At 32.2% G+C, this 3,396-nt stretch carries 2 protein-coding genes and 2 pseudogenes; 1 reads left to right on the top strand and 3 read right to left on the bottom strand.

Features of this window, described 5'->3' with window-relative positions; translation table 11 throughout:
• Positions 1 to 750: pseudogene (locus ACJ5GX_RS03455) on the bottom strand (hypothetical protein); the annotation flags it as partial.
• A gap of 282 nt (positions 751 to 1,032) precedes the next feature.
• On the opposite strand from ACJ5GX_RS03455, the gene ACJ5GX_RS03450 reads away from it, so the two are divergent.
• On the top strand, positions 1,033 to 1,743 hold the full coding sequence (locus ACJ5GX_RS03450; RefSeq protein WP_264953192.1) for a hypothetical protein: 711 nt from the start codon (positions 1,033 to 1,035) through the stop codon (positions 1,741 to 1,743).
• A gap of 362 nt (positions 1,744 to 2,105) precedes the next feature.
• Here ACJ5GX_RS03450 and ACJ5GX_RS03445 read toward each other — a convergent pair whose 3' ends face one another.
• Both ACJ5GX_RS03445 and ACJ5GX_RS03440 read right to left on the bottom strand, forming a co-directional pair.
• On the bottom strand, positions 2,106 to 3,197 hold the full coding sequence (locus ACJ5GX_RS03445; RefSeq protein ID WP_230609089.1) for an ankyrin repeat domain-containing protein: 1,092 nt from the start codon (positions 3,195 to 3,197) through the stop codon (positions 2,106 to 2,108).
• Positions 3,198 to 3,308: 111 nt separating this feature from the next.
• A pseudogene (locus ACJ5GX_RS03440) lies at positions 3,309 to 3,396 on the bottom strand (IS200/IS605-like element ISW1 family transposase); the annotation flags it as partial.

Below are 3,396 nucleotides of genomic sequence, written 5' to 3'. Positions count from 1 at the left end.
GAGTGTTGGTCTTCCACTTATTGTTGTTGCTGCTGTGTTTTCTTTTGTAACTATTGCATTTTCATGTGCTGCAATTAGTAAAAACAACACTATTGCTGAGAAAAAAGATCGATCTTCATTAGGTGCTAGAGATATGTAAGGTACATCCATTAGCCTAGCAGGCAAATATTCAACAAGTAGTTCTATAAATGTTTTTCCAGTTCCTGTTGCAAGTGCAAACTCTTTAGTTGGACTCTTACCTTCTTTTAAGTGGTCTATTGTTTCTTTGATGTAAGATAAATGTTGTGGAAATATTACAATTTTACCAAGCCCACCTATTGTTGCACTTTTTTCTTTACCTTTGATTGTTACACTATAATGGTGATTACCTTTCTTATCTCTGCTGATTGTCGACTCATGCTGTGTGCACAAAGTAAGTAGATCTTTGTCAGTGTAATCTTTCGTATCTTTAATATCTACCGAAGAAGAAGCACTTTCATCAAATTTAACATTGTATGTACCTTCTTCCTTCTTCGTTAAAGTTACACCAATTTCTCTTTCACCTATTGTTACTTTATCATGTATTTCACCTTCATTGCTACTCAACAGACTTTCTATTTTTTCTTTAATGTCCTTTGCAACTTGAGAGGTTTTTCTATTTAATTCAATTGACAGCAAGACTCCCAAGTAAGTCTTTTCTAGCCCTTCTATATTTCTCTTTTTTGAATCGTTATCAAACTTTGTGAATATTTGCGCAGATGAATGTACCATGTTTTTACCTTTAAAATACAGTGTTAATATTCTAATAATATACGAGATTAGATAATTTATCAAGATATTTAATTAATAAATTACAAAATAATCATAAATTTTTCTATTATTTTTAAATGAATTAGTATTAACTCTTTAATGTACATTAGTAAAAACCAAAGATCGTGAAAATTGTTTTTCTTTGAATCTGCAGGTCTAGTTTATTAATTAATTTAAAGTATTGCATTATATATTTATTTATATTATTATTAAAATAATAAGTTAACTATATAGAGGTATATAATGAAAAATATATTTAATAAAGCTAATGCACCTTATCTTGTGAGTGGTGCTTTGGCTACTTCGGCTTTATTGGCATCAGGAGTGTTTACTGTGGCTCCTTACATTGGTTTTTTAGCTCCAGTTGCAGCTTTGAGTGTTGGTCTTCCACTTATTGTTGTTGCTGCTGTGTTTTCTTTTGTAACTATTGCATTTTCATGTGCTGCAATTAGTAAAAACAACACTATTGCTGAGAAAAAAGATCAACTTAATCAACAAAGTAATGAGATTGCTAGACTAAAAAAGCAACTTGATGAGAAAGAAATTGACGTACGAAATTACAAAAACTCAGAAGAAGGTAATTCTGCTTCTAGGTTAGCAAAAGCAGCAGTAGCAGGAACAATGGCAACAGGAGGAATAGTAGGAGTGATGTTAGGAGGAATAACAGGAGGGATTTTAGGAGCAATAGTAGGACAATCAATATTAGGAGTATATGTTGACAATTCTAAAGAAGGAGAAGCACGGAGAAAAGCGACTGTTGATAATGCTGTACATGTTTGGGATGTATCGCAATCGGCGTTTGGCGTTGTTAAAAGTAGTGTGAAATATACTTGTGGTAGCATTATTGAGTGTTCAAAAAGTAGCATTAACAGTGTAGGAACCGTCTTGAAAAGTGTTTGTAATGTCATTCCTCATTCCACAGCGAATTTAAATTTCTCTTCAATGATTGACTGATAAAAGTTAACTCTATTAGGGGAGAATGGCTGAAATTATTTTTTCCTTTGATGTTAAATCTCAAAAAAAACTGGCGTAAGTTTAGGCGGTGTTGTGTCTGAGCTTACGCACATGCTATATAATATTCTAAATCATATTATCCTTTTGGAATGCATGTAGGCTCCAGGTTATAACAAATGATCTCACCATTCCAAACAAATTATATTAACTTAATATTATTTATCATTAAAAACTCAAATAATATGATCACTTCCGGCAACCAAAACCAAGGACGGTGAGAAGTGTTTTTCTTGGAATCAATTGGTCTAGCGCCATTCTGTTAAATGAAGGTACGGATACCTTATCACTTATGCTCCTTCATTTTATTGCATGCACCAGTACCTATTGTCAACTAACTGCTGTGAGTCACTATTTTCCAATTGACTATTAACTTTTTCCTCTAACTTATTACAAATGTCACCTTGCATTCTATGATCAAGATCTTCAAATTGCATTGATGTGTCTGATACGTTATCTTGAAGCAGTTGTATATTCGGCGTATTTTCCTTAGATATTGCACTTGTATTTTCTAATCTTCTTTTCTTAGACTTACCTAAATGTATAGTTGTCTTCTGTTGTTTTCTATGTGATTGCACTTTTAAGTCTGAAGAACAAGGGCCTGAGGACATAATTGATTGCGCTTTAACATTTTGGTCATGAATAGCAATACAATAACGCAAAAGATCTTTGTATTCTAGATTCATAGTAGCCCCTTGCTCTAAAAGGTATTCAATAATATCTAAGCGACCAGCGATAACAGCGTATTGTAGAGGACTAACACCATTTCTATCCTGTAGATTTACATTAGCTCCTTTTTCTACAAAGTATTTAACAATATTTAGGTGACCAGCAATAACAGCATAGTGCAGAACCCCCCTACCACGCTTATCTTGTAGATTTATGCAAGCTCCTCGCTCTAAAAGGCTAGGAATAATATTTAAGAGACTACTGAATTTTAGATTCATATTAGCCCATTTATCTGTAAGGTATTCAATAATATCTGAGCTAGCAGTGACAACATAGTGTAAAAAGCTTATACTGTTTCTACAATATAGATTTACACTATCTTCATATAAAGTATTACCAACAGCAAAATCAATTACTTTGGATTGTGGAAGAAATGATTTTTTCTCTATTTCCTTTTCTAAACATTTTTTTCTTTCACTTTCAGTAGACATTTTTTGTGTAGTACCAAGATGATTTAACCCTATTCTTCTCTCCTGTAACTCTTGCATGTTTTTAAGTTCTTGTGATGCCCCTTTTTTTCCAAGATAGGCATACCCAACAGATAATTGTATAAGATTTTTATAAAAACCTATATGATTGCTTTCATACAACTCACCTGAGCTAATCAAGTTGTTGAACTCCGTTAACACTTCATCTAATAGATTTCTTTTATCTTTCATACTTATCATTTTTTCAATAAAAGGACTTCTAAGTATGAAAGGACTTTGCTTTTGGTATTTTAGAATATCAATTCAACCACTATGGATTAAAATCCAAAGATTGAGAGAGAGCATAGAATGCTAACTTTCGACTTGAAAGTCACCAAATTTATCTTCTTTTTTAGAGTGATTTTCAATATAATTTTTTATCATTTCGTCAGTTACATTT

The organism is Wolbachia endosymbiont of Tuta absoluta, assembly GCF_059414725.1.
The sequence above is the reverse complement of the archived record's forward strand: the minus strand, read 5'-3'. Positions and strand labels throughout refer to the sequence as shown.

What these genes read in the sequence shown, in the direction of transcription:
- ACJ5GX_RS03445 (WP_230609089.1), bottom strand. Translation starts at nt 3,197, where the DNA reads ATGATAAGTATGAAAGATAAAAGAAATCTATTAGATGAAGTGTTAACG.
- ACJ5GX_RS03450 (WP_264953192.1), top strand. Translation starts at nt 1,033, where the DNA reads ATGAAAAATATATTTAATAAAGCTAATGCACCTTATCTTGTGAGTGGT.